15 protein-coding genes are annotated in these 15,859 nt (G+C 71.3%); 8 read left to right on the top strand and 7 right to left on the bottom strand.

Annotation, left to right across the window (positions count from 1 at the left end):
- Positions 1 to 27: 27 nt before the first annotated feature.
- From NR792_RS33130 to NR792_RS33115, 4 genes are all read left to right on the top strand, one after another.
- A complete protein-coding gene (locus NR792_RS33130; protein ID WP_375756707.1) occupies positions 28 to 867 on the top strand; it encodes a GNAT family N-acetyltransferase in 840 nt (279 codons plus the stop codon).
- Between the two features lie 209 nt (positions 868 to 1,076).
- The gene (locus NR792_RS33125) at positions 1,077 to 1,526 is read left to right on the top strand and encodes a hypothetical protein (RefSeq protein ID WP_375756706.1); all 450 of its coding nucleotides are present in this window, start codon (positions 1,077 to 1,079) and stop codon (positions 1,524 to 1,526) included.
- A gap of 134 nt (positions 1,527 to 1,660) precedes the next feature.
- A complete protein-coding gene (locus NR792_RS33120; RefSeq protein ID WP_375756705.1) occupies positions 1,661 to 2,320 on the top strand; it encodes a hypothetical protein in 660 nt (219 codons plus the stop codon).
- Positions 2,321 to 2,424: 104 nt separating this feature from the next.
- Positions 2,425 to 3,051, top strand: coding sequence for a tRNA-(ms[2]io[6]A)-hydroxylase (locus tag NR792_RS33115; RefSeq protein WP_375761735.1), 627 nt, complete (start codon positions 2,425 to 2,427; stop codon positions 3,049 to 3,051).
- On the opposite strand, the gene NR792_RS33110 is transcribed toward NR792_RS33115, so the two are convergent.
- Positions 3,048 to 4,841: an SLC13 family permease gene (locus NR792_RS33110; protein WP_375756704.1), complete on the bottom strand. Its 1,794-nt coding sequence runs from the start codon at positions 4,839 to 4,841 to the stop codon at positions 3,048 to 3,050. The two genes, NR792_RS33115 and NR792_RS33110, sit on opposite strands and share 4 nt — an antisense overlap.
- A gap of 269 nt (positions 4,842 to 5,110) precedes the next feature.
- Between NR792_RS33110 and NR792_RS33105 the strand changes: the two genes are divergently transcribed.
- From NR792_RS33105 to NR792_RS33095, 3 genes are all read left to right on the top strand, one after another.
- Positions 5,111 to 6,904, top strand: a complete 1,794-nt coding sequence (locus NR792_RS33105; RefSeq protein ID WP_375756703.1) for a phosphoenolpyruvate carboxykinase (GTP) — start codon at positions 5,111 to 5,113, stop codon at positions 6,902 to 6,904.
- 137 nt (positions 6,905 to 7,041) lie between these two features.
- A complete protein-coding gene (locus NR792_RS33100; protein WP_375756702.1) occupies positions 7,042 to 7,872 on the top strand; it encodes a tetratricopeptide repeat protein in 831 nt (276 codons plus the stop codon).
- Positions 7,872 to 9,311 (top strand): ABC transporter substrate-binding protein, encoded by a 1,440-nt coding sequence (locus tag NR792_RS33095; RefSeq protein WP_375756701.1) that lies wholly within the window; start codon positions 7,872 to 7,874, stop codon positions 9,309 to 9,311. The genes NR792_RS33100 and NR792_RS33095 overlap by 1 nt, the downstream gene beginning before the upstream one ends.
- Here NR792_RS33095 and NR792_RS33090 read toward each other — a convergent pair.
- The 6 genes from NR792_RS33090 to NR792_RS33065 form a co-directional block, all read right to left on the bottom strand.
- Positions 9,292 to 10,593 carry a pyridoxal phosphate-dependent aminotransferase gene (locus NR792_RS33090; RefSeq protein ID WP_375756700.1) on the bottom strand — a complete coding sequence of 434 codons (1,302 nt, stop codon included), beginning with the start codon at positions 10,591 to 10,593 and terminating at the stop codon, positions 9,292 to 9,294. The genes NR792_RS33095 and NR792_RS33090 overlap by 20 nt on opposite strands.
- Complete coding sequence (locus NR792_RS33085) at positions 10,590 to 10,868, bottom strand: hypothetical protein (protein ID WP_120552248.1); 279 nt, start codon at positions 10,866 to 10,868, stop codon at positions 10,590 to 10,592. The genes NR792_RS33090 and NR792_RS33085 overlap by 4 nt, the downstream gene beginning before the upstream one ends.
- Positions 10,869 to 10,983: 115 nt before the next feature.
- Positions 10,984 to 11,679 (bottom strand): dethiobiotin synthase, encoded by a 696-nt coding sequence (bioD, locus tag NR792_RS33080; protein WP_375756699.1) that lies wholly within the window; start codon positions 11,677 to 11,679, stop codon positions 10,984 to 10,986.
- Positions 11,669 to 12,850, bottom strand: coding sequence for an 8-amino-7-oxononanoate synthase (gene bioF / locus NR792_RS33075; protein WP_375756698.1), 1,182 nt, complete (start codon positions 12,848 to 12,850; stop codon positions 11,669 to 11,671). The genes bioD and bioF overlap by 11 nt, the downstream gene beginning before the upstream one ends.
- A complete protein-coding gene (gene bioB / locus NR792_RS33070) occupies positions 12,847 to 13,872 on the bottom strand; it encodes a biotin synthase BioB (RefSeq protein ID WP_375756697.1) in 1,026 nt (341 codons plus the stop codon). The genes bioF and bioB overlap by 4 nt, the downstream gene beginning before the upstream one ends.
- A gap of 173 nt (positions 13,873 to 14,045) precedes the next feature.
- Positions 14,046 to 14,315, bottom strand: coding sequence for a GlsB/YeaQ/YmgE family stress response membrane protein (locus tag NR792_RS33065; RefSeq protein WP_014394015.1), 270 nt, complete (start codon positions 14,313 to 14,315; stop codon positions 14,046 to 14,048).
- Between the two features lie 180 nt (positions 14,316 to 14,495).
- On the opposite strand from NR792_RS33065, the gene radA reads away from it, so the two are divergent.
- On the top strand, positions 14,496 to 15,857 hold the full coding sequence (radA, locus tag NR792_RS33060) for a DNA repair protein RadA (RefSeq protein ID WP_375756696.1): 1,362 nt from the start codon (positions 14,496 to 14,498) through the stop codon (positions 15,855 to 15,857).
- Positions 15,858 to 15,859: the final 2 nt, after the last annotated feature.

Raw genomic sequence — 15,859 nt, 5'->3', positions numbered from 1 at the left:
GGTTCAGCCCCCTTCGTTCCCCCTCGCATGCCCGTCACCGTCGAACAGCTCGCGCCTTCCCACTCGGACGCCCTGCGCGCGCTCCTGGCGAAGGATCCCGTCCACAACCTCTACCTCCTGGGGTTGCTGGAGGAGTTCGGCATCGCGGCGCCGGAGCGGCAGGCGGCCTTCGCCTTCCACGGCCGCTTCGACAGCGGCGTCCTCACCGCGGCCGTCTTCGTGGGCGGCGAGGGCGGGCTCGTGGTGCCCAGCGCCAGCGACGCCAGCGCCACCGGCGTCATCGCGGACGCGCTCGCCCCCAGCCTCAAGCTGCGCGCCACCGTGGGGGACAAGGCCGCCGTGGACGCGCTGGTGCGCAGCCTCTGCGAGGGCAAGCCGCGCCTGTCGCGCACCCAGCGGCTGTTCAGCGTCTCCGCGGACGACCTGGGCCCCTTCACCAACCCCACCCTGCGCCTGGCCCGCGAGGAGGACGTGCCCCGCCTGCTGCCGCTGGCCCAGGGCTACGTGCGCGAAATCCTGGAGCGCGACCCGCTGGCGGAGGACCCCACGCACTACGAGGCCCGCGTCCTCCAGCGCGTGCGCCAGCGCCGCACCTACGTGCTGGAGGAGGGCGGCGAGCTCGTGTTCAAGGTGGACATCGGCTGCCGCTCGCAGTTCGGCGCGGAGCTGGAGGGCATGTACACGCCCCCGTCCCGCCGCCGCCAGGGCCACGCCACGCTGTGCCTGGGACAGATTTCACGGCACCTGTTGTCCTCGCTGCCCCGGCTGGCCCTGCGCGTCGACGAGCGCGACGAGAGCACCGCCCGCATCGCGCGCAAGGTGGGCTACCACGCCGGCCGCACCCAGCGGCTCGTGCTGGTGGAGTAGCGCCGCCCAAGCCCGTGTAGCCACGGGGGCAACCCAGGCAACACCCGCCCGTTGCTCCCAGGACAACAGGGATTGCCAAAAAGACGCGCAAGCAATTGAAACCACGTCAGCCCGGACGAGGGCATGGCGCTTGCTCCCATGACGTGCGGCGCGCGGCGTTCGCGAGCCCGGCGGCCCCAATCACCGCCGCATCCCACGGGAGCAGTTCAATGAAGCGTTTCCAGACGTTGGCGAAGGTGTGCGCGTTCGGAGTGGTGGCGTTGAGCGCGGGGACCGCGGCCGCGTGGCAGTACTACCCGGGCATCGCGTTCAAGGCCGCGTATGCGTCCGACGCGGCGTGCTTCAGCGTCAACAGCTACTCGGGCATCCGCAACGACTGTACGACGACGCGTCTGGCCATCGCCTCCGTGCCCATGTGGACGGTCGGCTACCACCCGACGACGGTGCAGATCTACGGCAACAACAGCTGGTGCGAGACGACCACCGTCAACGGCGTGGGCAACGGCGGGCACCTGGGCACGACCACGTACACGGTGGCCGGCCCCATGGCGTGGCAGACCCTCAACACGGGTGAACGCTACGTCTGGGAGGACTACGCCATCGTCTTCCGCTGCGGCCTGCAGTCGGGCGGCATCATCGGCGGCTTCACCATCGACTGACGCACGGCTCCTGACTTCCGCCGGGTGACGTGCCCGGCGCGAAGACGCGGTCCTGATGCAGGGGCCGCGCGAAGGCTTCTCATTCCTCCCCTTCGCGCGGCCCGTTCCTCCCTCTTACCTTCCGTGAGCGCCCCATGTCCTCCCGGCTCCAGACCGTCCTCGCCCTCACCAATACGGCCGCCATCGCAGGCATGCTGTTCGCGCTCGTGAGCCACCAGCAGTCGTCCGAACAGGAGCTGGAGGACCTGCGGGCCCAGGTGCGCAAGAGCGCGGCGAGCAACGACGCGAACCTGGCCGAGCGCCGCGCCGCCGCGGAGACCGCGATGCGGCTGTGGGCGACGCAGGCCGCGCAGCCCTCCGCCCCGCGCGCGCAGGCCCCGGCGGAGTCTCCCGGCGCCATGGAAGAGGACAGCGCGCAGGCCCCGGACGAAGTGCCTCCGCCGCCGCCCATGCGCCTGTCGCCGCCGTCCTTCGAGCAGTCGCGCACGCGCGTGATGACCGCCTTCGCCGAGGAGCCGGTGGACAATGACTGGAGCGGCCGGGCCACGCAGACGCTCAACGAGACCCTGCGCCAGCACCTGCCCTCCGGCTCGCGCGTGAAGGCGCTGGACTGCCGCGCCACGCTCTGCCGCGTGGAGCTGGTGCACCGGAGCGCGGCCGACAGCGGGCCCTTCATGATGAACGGCCTGCGCGCGTGGCCGGGCTCCATCTTCGTGGCCAGCGAGGCACAGGAGGGCTCGGACTACGTCGTCACCCTCATCGCCGCGAAGGAGGGCACACGCCCGCCGCTGTAGCCCGCCGCGCGCCGCCGGCACGTCCCAGCAAGGAAGCAGGCCCGGGCCGCCGCCTGCGACACCGCGCGCACGGCGCCCGGCGGATGCCCTACAGTCCGCCCGCGATGAGCAGCCGCCCCACACCCTCCCGCCGCCCCCTCTCCGGAGCGGGCCCCGTCATCCTCCACGCGCCCACCGACCCCGGCTGGCTGCCGCTGGCGCTCGCGAACTTCGACGCGGTGCTGGTGGACCACGCCCACTGCGAGAAGAAGGCCGCCGCCAACGCGCTGTCCATGCTCCAGGCCTACCCGGACCTGCCGGGCCTGCCCTCGCAGATGGCCCGCCTGGCCCGCGAGGAGAGCGCCCACCTGGCGCGCGTGCTGGACCTGATGGCCGCGCGCGGCCTCACCCTCACCAAGGACGCGGGGGACCCGTACGCGCAGGGCTTGCAGAAGCACGTGCGCACGCCCGCCCCGGAGCGGCGCGTGGACCGCCTGCTCGTCGCCGCCATCATCGAGGCGCGCTCGTGCGAGCGGCTCTCCCTGCTCGCGGAGGGGCTCACCGACCCGGCGCTCGCCCGCTTCTACGGGGAGCTGGCCCAGTCGGAGGACGGCCACCAGGCCCTCTTCCACCGCCTGGCCGTCACCGCGTCCAACGGCGACGAGGCCTCCGTGGACGCGCGCCTGCAATACCTCCTCGCGCAGGAGTCGCGCGTGCTCGCGGACGTGGGGCTGCGCGCGGCCATCCACTAGAACGGCCACACCATGGGCACGGCGAAGACGAGGAACACCACCAGCACCGCGGTCAGCGGCGTGCCCAGCCGGAAGAAGTCCGTGAAGCGGTAGTGCCCGGGCCCGTAGACGAGCACGCAGCTGGGCTCCAGCGGGGTGATGAACGAACAGCTCGCCGCCAGCGTGACGCCCATGGCGAAGGGGCGCAGGTCCACGCCCAGCTGCGTCGCCGCGTTGAGGGCCACCGGCAGCACCACCAGCGCCGCGGCCTGGTTGCTCATGGGCGCCGACAGAACGATGGTCAGCACCATCAGGAGCGCCAGCACCGCGCGCGGCCCACCGTACTCGCCCAGCCGCGCCACGTGGTCGCCGATGAACTTCCCCGCGCCGCTCACCTCCATGGCCAGCCCCAGCGCCATCATGGACCCGATGAGCAGCACCACCCGCCAGTCCACGCGGAACGCGGTGCGCGCGTCCACGCACCCGGTGGCGATCATCAGCAGCATGCCGGTGAGCCCCGCCAGCGACAGCGGCACCCAGCCCAGCGAGCCCGCCGCCAGCGCCACCAGGAAGATGACCACCGCGAGCAGCGCCTTCGCGTAGCGCGGCGGCTCGTACTCGTGGCCCTCCAGCACCATCAGCGCATGGCCCGGCGCCAGCTCCGCCACCTTCTGCCGCGGGCCGCGCAGGAGCAGCACGTCCCCCACGGACAGGGGCAGCGTGGACAGCGAGTGCTCCTCCCGGGCGCGCCCCAAGAGCTGCAGCTTCGTGTGCCGCTGGATGCCGGGCCGGCGGTGCAGCCCCAGCGCCACCAGCCCGAAGCGCTCCACGAACAGCGTCTCCCGCAGGCTGCGCCCCACCAGCGGGCTGCCGGGAGGCACGCCCACCTCCGCGAGCATCGACTCCGGCCCCTCCAATTCCGCGTCCGACAGCCGCACGTCCGGCCGCAGCGCCAGGCCCCGCAGGTCCTTCACCCGCAGGATGTCCTCGCGCCGGCCCTCCACCAGGAGCCGCTCCTCGCCCGTCAGCACGTACGCCGGCTTCGCGTTGAGGGTCTCGCCGCCGAGCACCACGCCAATCACGCGCAGGCCCAGCCCTTCCGTGAGCTCCGCCAGGGGCTTGCCCACGTAGCTCGAGTCCCCAGGCACCACGGCCTCCGTGAGGTACTCGCGCAGCACGAAGCCCTCCGTGCCCGGCTTGCCCTCGCGCGCGGGCAACAGCCGCCGCCCCAGCAGCACCACCACCGCGATGCCGATGAGCACCACCGGCAGCCCCACCGGCGCCAGCTCCGCCACGCCGATGGGCGCCATCCCCCGCCGCTGCAGCGCCGCGGACACCACCAGGTTCGTGGACGTGCCGAACAGCAGCACCGTGCCGCCCAGCATGGACGCGTACGCCAGCGGCAGCAGCACCTTGCTGCGCGGCACCTTCGCCCGGTGCGCGGCGCCAATGGCCACCGGCAGGAACGCCGCCGTCGTCACCGTGTTGGAGATGAACGAGGAGAACACCGCCACCACGCCCATCATCGCCAGCACGAACGCCTGGTGGCCGAAGCGCGCGAAGAACGCCATCCGCTGCCCCACCATCTGCACCACGCCCGTGGAGGCGAGCCCCTGCGTCATCGCCAGCAGGGTGAAGATGAAGATGACGGTGTCGTTGCTGAAGCCCTCGAACGCCTGCGCCGGCGTCAGCACCCCGGAGAGCGCCAGCAGGCACACCACCACCAGCGAGGTGAACTCGATGGGGATGGAATCCATGGAAAACAGGACCAACGCGACGACGATGACGGTCAGGACGATGGCGATGGACATGGCGTGGGTGCGTCCCTCTCAACCTGGACACGCCTCTGACGCGCGGACAGCGCGTGCCGCACCGCGCCGTTTACTGATGGGGGACCGGGCGCTGATAAGTGGAATTAGGCCAGAGCGGTCGAAAGTCCGGTTGACTGCCGGACGTCAGTTGCTTTTGGGCCCCCGGTCCAGAAGGTTTGGTGTTCCTTCCGCTGTAGGGTTTCCCGCCCTCGCACAGAAGCGGAAACGCGGGACAACCCCACGCAATGAGACACCCCGAGGAGACCTCCATGGCTTCGACGCAAGCGGCCGCCGCCACCGAGCAGGCGCCCACGAAGAACCCCACGCTGCTGGCCTGGGTGGCCAAGATGGCCGCGATGACCCAGCCGGACCGCATCGTCTGGTGTGACGGCTCGGAGGCGGAGAAGCAGCGCCTCACCGAGCAGGCCGTGAAGGACGGCACGCTCATCCCGCTCAACCCCCAGAAGCGCCCCGGCTGCTATCTGCACCGCTCCAACCCCAACGACGTGGCGCGCGTCGAGCACCTCACGTTCATCTGTACGCCCAACAAGACGGACGCGGGCCCCACCAACAACTGGATGGAGCCGGAGGCCGCCTACACGAAGCTGGGCCAGCTGTTCGAAGGCTGCATGAAGGGCCGCACCATGTACGTGGTGCCCTACGCCATGGGCCCGCTGGGCGGCGCCTCCACGAAGATTGGCGTGGAGCTGACGGACAGCGACTACGTGGTGCTCAACATGCGGATCATGACCCGCATGGGGAAGGCCGCGCTGGACATGCTGGGCGACAGCGACGACTTCAACCGCGGCCTGCACTCCACGGGCGACGTGAACCCGGACCGCCGCTACATCTGTCACTTCCCCCAGGACAACACCATCTGGAGCTTCGGCTCCGGCTATGGCGGCAACGTGCTGCTGGGCAAGAAGTGCCTGGCGCTGCGCATCGGCAGCTACCTGGGCCGTGAAGAGGGCTGGCTCGCGGAGCACATGCTCATCCTGGGCGTCACCTCCCCCAAGGGTGAGACGACGTACATCGCCGCGGCCTTCCCGTCCGCGTGCGGCAAGACGAACTTCGCCATGATGATCCCGCCCAAGGAGTACGCGGGCTGGAAGATTGAGACCGTCGGCGACGACATTGCCTGGATGCGCCCCGGTCCTGATGGCCGCCTGTACGCCATCAACCCGGAGGCCGGCTACTTCGGCGTGGTGCCGGGCACCAACTACAAGACCAACCCCAACGCGATGGAGACCATCGCCAAGGACACGCTCTTCACGAACGTGGCGCTCACGCCCGACGGCGACGTGTGGTGGGAGGGCAAGGACGGCGAGGTCCCCGAGGAGCTCATCGACTGGCAGGGCAAGCCCTGGAAGAAGGGCAGCACGGAGAAGGCGGCGCACCCGAACAGCCGCTTCACCGCGCCCATGAGCAACAACCCGGTGCTGTCCGGCAAGGCGAATGACCCCCAGGGCGTTCCCATCAGCGCCATCATCTTCGGCGGCCGCCGCTCCAACACCGTCCCCCTGGTGCTCCAGGCCTTCAACTGGACCCACGGCGTGTTCCTGGGCGCCACCATGGGCTCGGAGACGACCGCGGCGGCCACCGGCAAGGTGGGCGTCGTGCGCCGCGACCCCATGGCCATGCTGCCCTTCTGCGGCTACCACATGGGTGACTACCTCCAGCACTGGCTGGACATGCAGAAGTCCATCCCGCAGCTGCCGAAGATCTTCCAGGTCAACTGGTTCCGCCAGGACAAGAACGGCAAGTTCATCTGGCCGGGCTTCGGCGAGAACATGCGCGTGCTCGAGTGGATCGTGAACCGCGTCCAGGGCCGCGTCCCCACGCAGGAGACGCTGCTGGGCTGGGTGCCGCGCCAGGACCAGGGCCTCAACCTCAACGGCCTGGACCTGCCCGCGGAGGCCATCCAGGAGGCCACCTCCATCAAGGAGGACGAGTGGAAGACCGAGCTCAAGAGCCAGGAGGTCTTCTTCGAGCAGCTGGGCACCAAGGCCCCCGAGGCCCTGATGCTCCAGCGCAAGCTGCTCATCGCGCGCCTGGACGGCTGAGCGCCGTCTGACGCCTGGGAAGGCCCTTCCGGGGCTGCTTCCTCCCCTGTTGCGACAGGGGTGGGGGTGGCCCCGGTGCTTTTTCGGGGGGCCAGCGCTTCGACGGCCGGAATGTTCGGCGCTAGGCTCCCCGCCCCATGAGACTGGTTTTCGTGTTGTCGCTGGCGCTTGCGTTGTCGCCGGGGTCCGCCCTGGCGCAGCGGGGTGGCTCCAAGGTCAACGTCCAGGCCCTGTTGAAGGAGGGCAAGCGCCTCTACGACGCGGGCAAGTACCGCGAGGCGGCGGAGGCGCTGAAGCAGGCCAACGAGGCGCAGCCGCACCCGCGGCTCGTCTACAACATCGCCGTGGCGCTGGAGTACGCGGGCGAGCCCCGCGAGGCGATGAGCTTCTACCGGCAGTACGTCACGTCCTCCAGCGAGGACACCGACCCCACCCTGCTGAAGAACAGCAACCGCGCCATCGACCGGCTGCGGGTGCAGCTGGACCGCGAGGACCAGGCGCAGGCGGTGGCGGACGCGGACCGGAAGCGCCTGGAGGCGGAAGCCGAGGCCGCGCGGCAGAAGGCGGACGAGGAGCAGGCGGCGGCGCGGCGCGCGGAGGAGGAGAGCGAGCGCCAGCGGCAGGCGGAGCTGAACCGGGCCATCAAGTCCTACCGCAACCAGCGCATCGCGGCGTTCGCCACGGGCGGCGTGGCGGTGGTGGGCGTGGGCGTGGGCGTGCTCTTCGGACTGCAGGCGCGCGACCAGCGCGAGCAGTTCGACAACGCCGGCACGCTCGCGGACAAGCAGCGGCTGTCGGACAGCACCAAGAGCAAGGCGCTGCTCGCGGACATCGGCTTCGGCGTGGGGCTCGCGGGGGCCATCACCGCCATCATCCTGTATCCCAAAGAGGGCCCTCCCGCGCAGGGCGAGGTCCGCGTGACGCTCGCACCGCGCGGCGCCGGGGTCGGCATGGAAGGGCATTTCTGATGCGCGCGCTGGGAATGATGACGTTGGGCATGGCGCTGCTGTCGTCCGGGTGCAGCTTCACCACGGCGGGCGGCCTGTCCGAGTGCACGACGAGCAGTGACTGCGGCAGCAACAGCGTCTGCACGTCGGGCTTCTGCCTGCCGCAGCCGGCGGGGTGCGACCAGGTGGTGGGCGCCACGTCCGCGGCGAACCCCATCGTGCTGGGCGCGGCGCTGCCGCTCACCAACGCGAGCGGCAACGCGGAGATCGAGCAGCAGCGCTTCAACGGCCTGAAGCTGGCGCTGGATGAGGTGAACCAGGCGCAGGGCGTGGGCGGCCGTCAGTTCGTCATGTACGTCTGCGACACCGGCGCGGAAGTGAACCGGGCGGTGACGCAGGCAGGCTGGATGGTGAACGACAAGGGCGCGGTGGCGCTCTTCAGCGCGGGCAGCGCGCAGACGCTCGCCCTCAGCGAAATCACCGTCCCCAAGAACGTGCTGCTCATGAGCCATACGGCGACGAGCTCCGCGTTCACCACGCTGTCGGACAAGAACGGCGGCAGCGTGGGCCTGGTCTGGCGCACCACGCCCTCGGACGTGCTCCAGGGCCGCGTCATCGCGGACGTGCTCCAGGGCGTCACGCCCGTCAACGACCCGGGCGTGACGTTCACCCCGCCGACCAAGGTGGGCGTGGCGTACGTGAACGACTCGTACGGCAACGGCCTGTACGACGCCATCCAGAACCGCATCCCCAACAAGGACAACGTCGCGGGCGCGCAGTACAACCGCAACGAGTCCGTGAGCGGCGCGGTGAGCCGGCTGGTGTCCTTCAAGCCGGACCTCACGGTGCTGGCGGGCTTCCCCGAGGACAACGCGCGGCTGATTCCGGAGGCGGTGACCCAGGGCGTGTCCGTGGCCAACGGCAACCGCTGGTTCCTCACGGACGCGAGCAAGGACCTCACGCTGCTGACGAACCTGGGCGCCAACAAGGCGCAGCTCAACGGCGCGTACGGCATGGCGCCCGCGTCCGCGCGGCCCAGCGACTCCACCTACAAGCTGTTCGCGGACCGCTTCATCACCGCCTACAGGACGGACCCCGGGCAGTTCTCCTTCACCGCGCACGCGTACGACGCCATGTACCTGGTGACGCTGGGCGCGGCGTACGCGGTGGGCAACGACCCCAACAACCCGCAGCCGGTGACCGGTCCCCGCATCGCGGAGGGGCTCACGAAGCTCACCCCCACGGGGGGCCAGTCCGCGCCCGCCTACTCGCTGGGGTCCACGCAGTTCACCGCGGCGCGCGAGCTGCTGCGCACCGGCGCCACCATCAACGTGCGCGGCGCCAGCGGCGAGCTGGACTTCAACAACGACACGGGCGAGGCGGCCTCCCCCTACGAGCTGTTCAAGGTGGAGAACAACGCCTTCAAGACCGTGCAGCTCATCAACCCGCCGGTGGACTGAGCACTCGCACCAGCGGAGCCAGGGCGGCGGTGAAGACCTCGGGCGTCGGCAGCAGCGACAGCACGAGGTACGCACCGCCGCCGAAGTCGTAGAAGTAGCCTGGCTGCACGCGCACCCCCTCCTCCAGGAGCCGCAGGCAGGTGGCCTCCTCGCCGGGGTGATGGGGGATGCGCAGCACCGCGCTCCAGCCGCCGTGCGCGGGCACCACGTCCCACGAGGCGTCCGCCGGACGCGCCCGGAGCAGCCGCTCCCGGTTCTCCTTCACGCGCTCCAGCAGGGCCTGTTGGAAGCGGGGCGCGTGGGCCAGCAGCGCCGGCAGCGCGAGCTGCACGGGCGTGGCCACGGACAGCGCCGCGTCCGTCACGTCCTCCAGCCGGGCCAGCGCCTCGTCGCGCGCGTGCGCGGGGCCGCCCGCGTGCAGCCACGCCAGCTTGAGGCCGGGCAGGCCCGCCACCTTGGACAGGCCGGAGAGCGAGAACGTGAGGCACGGCAGCGGCCGTCCCGCCACCGACGGCACCCTCCCCGCCTCCGCGTCCCACGCGAAGTCGGAGAACACTTCATCGCTGATCAGCGCCAGGCCGTGGCGCGCGCACACGTCCGAGAGCGCGTGCAGCTCGTCCTCGTGCAGGAAGTGGCCGGTGGGGTTGCCGGGGTTCACCACCAGCACCGCGCGGGTGCGAGCGTCGAGGGCGGCCTCCACCTGCCCCGCGTCCAGGCCGAAGCCGTGCACGGCGGGGAGGCGGTAGGAGCGCGCGTGCACGCCCTCCAGGCGCGCCAGCACGTCCACCAGGGGGTAGCCCGGCGCGGGGACGAGGACGTTGTCCCCCGGGTCGCACAGGAGCTTGAGGAGCCAGCCATAGGCCTCGCTGGTGCTGGCGCCGAGGACGACGTGCGCGGCCTCCACGGACGCGCCCCGCTGGGACAGGTGCGTGGCCACGGCCTGTCGCGCGGACGGCAGGCCGAAGGGCTCTGGCGCGTAGTGGAAGGGCGAGGACGTGGAGCCGCCCGCCTTGCCCGGCCGCGCCGGAAGGGCGCCGTCACGGGCCGCCGCCGACGTCGGGCCGCCGCGTCCCGCGACGGACTCCGGGAGCAGGGAGGAAGCTGGAGGCGGCGCCACGCCCGCCAGCAGCAGCGCCGCGTCGGGCAGGGGCAGCCCCACGCGGGTGGGGTTGGTCTCCGCCAGGTCCAGCAGGGGCAGCCCGCGCGCGTGGCGCTCGGCGACGGCCTGGGAGAGCGGGTTGGGCGTGCGCGGGAAGGCGGTGCGGAGCGAGAAGCGGCTCACAGCCCCGTCTGGAGCATGGCGCTGGCCACGCGGCGGATCAGCTCGCGGCGCAGCTCCAGGCGGCAGTGCTCGATGGCCTTCTCATGCGGCCGGGGCAGCTCCGGGTTGCGGGTGCGGATCGCGGTGCGCAGGACCAGCTCGACCTTCGTCGGCTCAATCTGGAACAGCCGCGGACCGTCTTTCTGGAGGAAGTAGGACAGCCCGCGCTGTTCGATGAGCTTCTGGAAGAAGCGTCGGACGTCCGCGAGGAGCGTGATGTCGATGATGTCCGCCATTCGTGCCGGCTTTCTCGCGCGGAAAAAACGGGCCGTCCAGATCACGGCCACCACCACGCGAAAACTTGCGCGACCTGTAGCACGCGCCTTTCCGTCGAACGCGGCGGAGGCCGATTTATCGGGCCCGCGCGCGTTCGGGCACCAGCGGCGCCAGCGCCCGCCGGAACGCCAACCGGCGCTTTCTTGGATCCTCCACAAACGGCACTGGACCCAGCACCTCCACCCCGTGGCGGGCCTCCAGGTAGCGCCGGTTGTCCCGCTCCGCCAGGTCGCGTCCGGGCACCCCGCGCGACAGCACCACCGCGCGCACGGGCACCTTGCGCGACGCCAGCGCCTCCAGCGACAGCGCGACATGGTTGAGCGTGCCCAGCCCCGCGCGCGCCACCAGCACCACGGGCAGGCGGAAGGCCTGGATGAGGTCCACCACGTCGCGCTTCGAATCCACCGGGACGAACAGCCCCCCTGCCCCCTCCACCACCACCGTCCCGCCCTTCAGCCGTCTCCAAGCCGCGAGCGTCACGCGGAAGTCCGGCTCCCTGCCCAGCCTCTCCGCCGCGATGCCCGGGGCCAGCGGCGCCTTGAAGCGGTGCGGACACACGGCGTCCACCGGGAGCGTGCTGCCCGCGGCCTCGCGCATCGCCAGCGCGTCCGCCGGGGCCTTCAGCGACGCGCAGCCGCTCTCGTAGGGCTTGAAGCCCTGGGGCGCGTAGCCCGCGTCCTTCAGGAGCGACAGCAGCGCGCACGACACCTGCGTCTTGCCCACGCCGGTGTCCGTGCCGGTGACGAAGAATTGGAGGGCTTCAGGGGCCACGGGAGACTCCCACCCGGCGCAGGGCCTCCAGCGCCAGGTCGATGTGGCCCGTCGTGTGGGCCGCGGAGAGACAGAAGCGCAGGCGGCTGGTGCCGTCCGGCACGGTGGGCGGGCGGATGGCCTTCACCAGCAGGCCCGCCTCGCGCAGGCGCTTCGCCGCGTCCAGCGCGCGCGAGGGCTCGCCCAGGATGACCGGGAAGATGGCGCTCCGGGGCTCGGCGGGCAGGCCCAGGGCGCGCAGCCCTTCGGTGAAGCGGTGGATGTGGCCCCACAGCCGCTCGCGCGGAGCGGGGTCGTGCTCCACCAGGTCCACCGCGCACTCGGCCCCGGCGCACAGGGCGGCGGGCAGCGCGGTGGAGTAGACGAACGGCCGCGCGCGGCTCACCAGCAGGTCCGCCACCGCGCGCGAGGTGGCGACGTACGCCCCCAGCCCGCCCAGCGCCTTGCTCAGCGTGCCCATGCGCAGGTCCACCCGGTCCTCCACGCCCAGCGCCTCGCACAGCCCCGCGCCGCGAGCACCCAGGACGCCGGTGGCGTGCGCCTCGTCCACCATCAGCGCGGCGCCGTGGGCCTCGCACGCGGCCAGAAGCTCGCGCAGCGGCGCCACGTCTCCGTCCATGGAGAAGACGCTGTCGGTGACCACCAGCTTGCGCCGCGCGGGCGTCTGTTCCAGCGCGCGGGTGAGCGCGGCCACGTCCGCGTGCGGATAGACGACGACGCGCGCGCGCGACAGCCGGCAGCCGTCCACCAGCGAGGCGTGGTTGAGGGCGTCGGAGAACACCGCGTCGCCGGGCCCCACCAGCGCGGGCAGGATGCCGGTGTTGGCCGCGTAGCCGGAGTTGAAGAGGCGCACGGCCTGCGCGCGCTCGAAGCGGGCGAGCCGCGCCTCCAGCCGCTGGTGCGGCACCATGTCCCCCACCACCAGGCGGCTGGCGCCGGTGCCCACGCCGTAGCGCTCCAGCGCGGCGGCGACGGCGGCGCGCACGGCGGGCGACGCCGCGAGCCCCAGGTAGTCATTGGAGGAGAAGTTGACCCGCCGCTCGTCCCCCACGCGCACCTCCGCGCCCTGGGGAGAGTCGAGCGGCTCCAGCGCGCGGCGAAGGCCCTTCGCGCTCAGGGCCTCCAGGTCCTCGCGCGCCCAGCGGTCCGCGACCTGCGTGACGGGGCTCACCGGTCCTGCCGGGGCTCCAGGGGGCGGATGCCCGCCTTCTCCAGGAGCGCCATGTCCTGGGTGTACTCGGGGTTGCCGGTGGTGAGCAGCTTCTCCCCGAAGAAGAGCGAGTTGGCGCCCGCCATCATGCAGAGCAGCTGCGCTTCTTCGTTCATCTGCATGCGGCCCGCGGACAGGCGCACCATGGCCTGCGGCATGAGCAGGCGCGCGGTGGCGATGGTGCGCACCATGTCCACCGTCTCCACGCGGTGCTGCTGGGCCAGCGGCGTTCCCTCCACCGGGACGAGCGCGTTGATGGGCACCGACTCCGGGTGCACCTCCTGGTTGGCCAGCGTGCGCAAGAGGTTGCAGCGGTCGTCCACGGACTCGCCCATGCCGATGATGCCGCCGCAGCACACGGAGATGCCCGCGTCGCGCACCCGGTTGAGCGTCTTCAGCCGGTCGTCGTAGGTGCGGGTGGAGATGATGTCGCCGTAGTGCTCCGGGGACGTGTCCAGGTTGTGGTTGTACGCGGACAGGCCCGCCTCGCGCAGGCGCTTCGCCTGGCTGTCGGTGAGCATGCCCAGCGTGGCGCACGCCTCCATGCCCAGGGCCCGCACGCCCTTCACCATCTCCAGCACGCTGTCGAACTGCGGGCCGTCCTTCACCTCACGCCACGCGGCGCCCATGCAGAAGCGGGTGGCCCCGGCCTGGCGCGCCTGGGACGCGGCGGCCAGCACCTCCGGCACCGCCATCAGCTTCTCCGCCTTGACGCCCGTCTTGTAGCGCGCCGCCTGCGGGCAGTACGCGCAGTCCTCCGGACACCCGCCCGTCTTGATGGAGAGCAGCGAACACAGCTGCACCTTGTTCTCCACGAACACCTGCCGGTGCACCGTCTGCGCCTTGTGCACCAGATCCAGGAGCGGCAACTGGTACAGCGCCTTCACCTCCGCGAGCGACCAGTCGTGCCGCACCGTCACCCCTTCCGGGGCGGGGGCGGCGTGGTGGGCGTGGCCGTGGAAGGACTCGGCGGTGTCGGACATGCGGGCGGGCTCCTTGGGGAGGCGTCAGGAGGCGGACGGTGCGTGGCCGGAAGGCCATTGTCAACGCTCTTGGGACAGAGGGTTGACGACCCCCGCAAAGACAGAAGGGACGTCCGTTCGTGACGGACGTCCCCTGGCTGTCTCCCGCCTCATCGGTCGAGGAGCCCTGCGAGCTAGACGTGGACGCGACGGCCGCGGCCGGCGAGCCCCACGAGGAACAGCACGACCAGTGCGCCCAGGACGGAGAACAGCAGGCCCGTGGGGTGCAGGTCGAAGGCGCGACCGTCACGCGAGAACAGCGAACCCACGAAGCCGCCCACGAACGAGCCGGCGATGCCCAGCAGCGTGGTGGCGATGAGCCCCATCGACTGGTTGCCCGGCATGATGGCGCGCGCAATCAGCCCCGCGACCAGACCAATCACCAGAAACGCGATAATCCCCATGGCACTCTCCCTGTGTGGGGGGCGCGCTGTTTCGCGTCGCCCGTGGTCCAGAAACTGGGTTGCCCCTCCCTGTGGGGCAACCCGCTACCTGATCCACGACAACCTGCCTGCCTGCTCTCCTGGCATGACTTACGCATGAGGCGGGGAAACGTCAGGGGTCTGGGATAGACACCTCAACCCATGGCGAAGGCGAAGACGCACTACACCTGTCAGGCCTGCGGCTACCAGACGGCGAAGTGGCTCGGGAAGTGTCCGGACTGCGGGGCCTGGAGCTCGCTCCTGGAGGAGACCGAAGCGAAGGTGGACGACAAGCGCCCGGCGTGGGGCGCGTCGGGGGGCGCTTCACGGCCGGTGAAGCTCCAGGACGTGACGGCGGAGACGGAGGTCCGCCGCCGGACGGGCATCACGGAGTTCGACCGCGTGCTGGGCGGCGGCGTGGTGGGCGGTTCGCTGGTGCTCCTGGGCGGCGACCCGGGCATCGGCAAGTCCACGCTGCTTTTGGCGGCGCTGGACAAGCTGGCGCGGCACGGGCCGGTGCTCTACGTGTCGGGTGAAGAGAGCCTGCGGCAGACGAAGATGCGCGCGGAGCGCCTGCGGGTGGAGAGCGAGTCCATCCACCTGTTCGCGGAGACGGACGCGGACCGGGTGCTCCAGGCGGCGGAGGCCCTGAAGCCGCAGGCGCTGGTGGTGGACTCCATCCAGACCATGTACCTGCCGGAGCTGGGCAACGCGCCGGGCAGCATCACCCAGGTGCGCGAGGTGGCGGGCCGGCTGATGGCGTTCGCCAAGCGCAGCGGGGTGCCCACGTTCCTGGTGGGGCACGTGACGAAGGAGGGCTCCATCGCGGGTCCCCGGGTGCTGGAGCACATGGTGGACACGGTCCTCTACTTCGAGGGCGAGCGGGGCCACCCGTTCCGGCTGTTGCGCGCGCACAAGAACCGCTTCGGCAGCACCAACGAGATTGGCGTCTTCGAGATGAAGGGCGCGGGGCTGGTGGAGGTGACGGACCCCTCCGCGCTGTTCCTCTCCGAGCGGCCGCAGGGCAAGTCCGGCAGCGTGGTGACGAGCACGCTCAACGGCACCCGTCCGTTGCTGGTAGAGGTGCAGGCGCTGGTGGCGCCCACGGGCTACGGCACCGCGAGGCGCACGGCGATTGGCGTGGACGGCAACCGCGTGGCGCTCCTGGCGGCGGTGCTGGAGAAGAAGGAGGAGATTCCGCTGGTGGGCTGCGACCTGTTCGTCAACGTGGCGGGCGGCATGCAGCTGAGCGAACCGGCGTGCGACCTGGCGGTGTGCGCGGCGCTGGTGAGCAGCCTGCAGAACCGGCCGCTGGACGCGAAGACGCTGGTGCTGGGAGAGGTGGGGCTCGCGGGCGAGGTGCGCGCGGTGGGCCAGGTGGACTCGAGGCTCGCGGAGGCCGCGAAGATGGGCTTCCAGCGGGTGGTGCTGCCGGCCGGCAGCGCGCGGCGCGTGGAGGAGACGAAGCTCCAGGTGGTGGGCGTGGAGACGCTGAGCGAAGCCTTGTCCGCGATGTTCGACTGACG

Origin of the sequence: Corallococcus exercitus (genome assembly GCF_042231735.1) — a bacterium.
Lineage (GTDB): Bacteria > Myxococcota > Myxococcia > Myxococcales > Myxococcaceae > Corallococcus > Corallococcus exercitus_B.
The sequence above is the reverse complement of the archived record's forward strand: the minus strand, read 5'-3'. Positions and strand labels throughout refer to the sequence as shown.

Coding starts and splice junctions, on each gene's coding strand:
- NR792_RS33130 (WP_375756707.1), top strand. CDS start 28: ATGCCCGTCACCGTCGAACAGCTCGCGCCTTCCCACTCGGACGCCCTG.
- NR792_RS33125 (WP_375756706.1), top strand. CDS start 1,077: ATGAAGCGTTTCCAGACGTTGGCGAAGGTGTGCGCGTTCGGAGTGGTG.
- NR792_RS33120 (WP_375756705.1), top strand. CDS start 1,661: ATGTCCTCCCGGCTCCAGACCGTCCTCGCCCTCACCAATACGGCCGCC.
- NR792_RS33115 (WP_375761735.1), top strand. CDS start 2,425: ATGAGCAGCCGCCCCACACCCTCCCGCCGCCCCCTCTCCGGAGCGGGC.
- NR792_RS33110 (WP_375756704.1), bottom strand. CDS start 4,841: ATGTCCATCGCCATCGTCCTGACCGTCATCGTCGTCGCGTTGGTCCTG.
- NR792_RS33105 (WP_375756703.1), top strand. CDS start 5,111: ATGGCTTCGACGCAAGCGGCCGCCGCCACCGAGCAGGCGCCCACGAAG.
- NR792_RS33100 (WP_375756702.1), top strand. CDS start 7,042: ATGAGACTGGTTTTCGTGTTGTCGCTGGCGCTTGCGTTGTCGCCGGGG.
- NR792_RS33095 (WP_375756701.1), top strand. CDS start 7,872: ATGCGCGCGCTGGGAATGATGACGTTGGGCATGGCGCTGCTGTCGTCC.
- NR792_RS33085 (WP_120552248.1), bottom strand. CDS start 10,868: ATGGCGGACATCATCGACATCACGCTCCTCGCGGACGTCCGACGCTTC.
- bioB (WP_375756697.1), bottom strand. CDS start 13,872: ATGTCCGACACCGCCGAGTCCTTCCACGGCCACGCCCACCACGCCGCC.
- NR792_RS33065 (WP_014394015.1), bottom strand. CDS start 14,315: ATGGGGATTATCGCGTTTCTGGTGATTGGTCTGGTCGCGGGGCTGATT.
- radA (WP_375756696.1), top strand. CDS start 14,496: ATGGCGAAGGCGAAGACGCACTACACCTGTCAGGCCTGCGGCTACCAG.